At 47.3% G+C, this 755-nt stretch carries 2 tRNA genes and 2 rRNA genes; all 4 read left to right on the plus strand.

Annotated features, from left to right (window positions below):
- Positions 1-170, plus strand: a 16S ribosomal RNA gene (locus tag ACRX5O_RS25205); the annotation flags it as partial.
- Positions 171-292: 122 nt separating this feature from the next.
- A tRNA-Ile gene (locus tag ACRX5O_RS25210) sits at positions 293-369 on the plus strand.
- Between the two features lie 12 nt (positions 370-381).
- Positions 382-457: transfer RNA gene (locus ACRX5O_RS25215), tRNA-Ala, on the plus strand.
- Positions 458-680: 223 nt separating this feature from the next.
- Positions 681-755: ribosomal RNA gene (locus ACRX5O_RS25220) — 23S ribosomal RNA — on the plus strand; the annotation flags it as partial.

Below are 755 nucleotides of genomic sequence, written 5' to 3' on the forward strand. Positions count from 1 at the left end.
GAATACGTTCCCGGGCCTTGTACACACCGCCCGTCACACCACGAGAGTTTGTAACACCCGAAGTCGGTGGGGTAACCGTAAGGAGCCAGCCGCCTAAGGTGGGACAGATGATTGGGGTGAAGTCGTAACAAGGTAGCCGTATCGGAAGGTGCGGCTGGATCACCTCCTTTCTAAGGAAAATTGAGGCTTACGACCTTCGGTCGAAGCTAACAACGTTGATGATATGATTTGTTTAGTTTTGAGAGAGCAAACTCTCATATATAAAATAGTAAGTTCTTTTTTTCTGTTGTATGGGCCTATAGCTCAGCTGGTTAGAGCGCACGCCTGATAAGCGTGAGGTCGATGGTTCGAGTCCATTTAGGCCCACCATACAAATTTAACGGGGCCTTAGCTCAGCTGGGAGAGCGCCTGCCTTGCACGCAGGAGGTCAGCGGTTCGATCCCGCTAGGCTCCACCAAAAATTGTTCCTTGAAAACTAGATAATGATATATGAAGAAAACCAAGAAATACCGAGTAATCGCCATTTTAGTTTTCTCTCTATTAAATTAGAGAACCAAGAAAAAAGAGAAGCGAACAGGTCGAGGAATTGAGTGAGGAGACACCGGAGCGTACTTAAAGGTACGTGAGGATGTTGACGAGCGAAGATGACGAAGAGATGTGAAGCTTATATTTTTTCGATAGGTTAAGTTAGAAAGGGCGCACGGTGGATGCCTTGGCACTAGGAGCCGATGAAGGACGGGACTAACACCGATATG

Source organism: Robertmurraya mesotrionivorans, assembly GCF_050971805.1.
In the GTDB taxonomy this organism is placed as follows: domain Bacteria; phylum Bacillota; class Bacilli; order Bacillales; family Cytobacillaceae; genus Robertmurraya_A.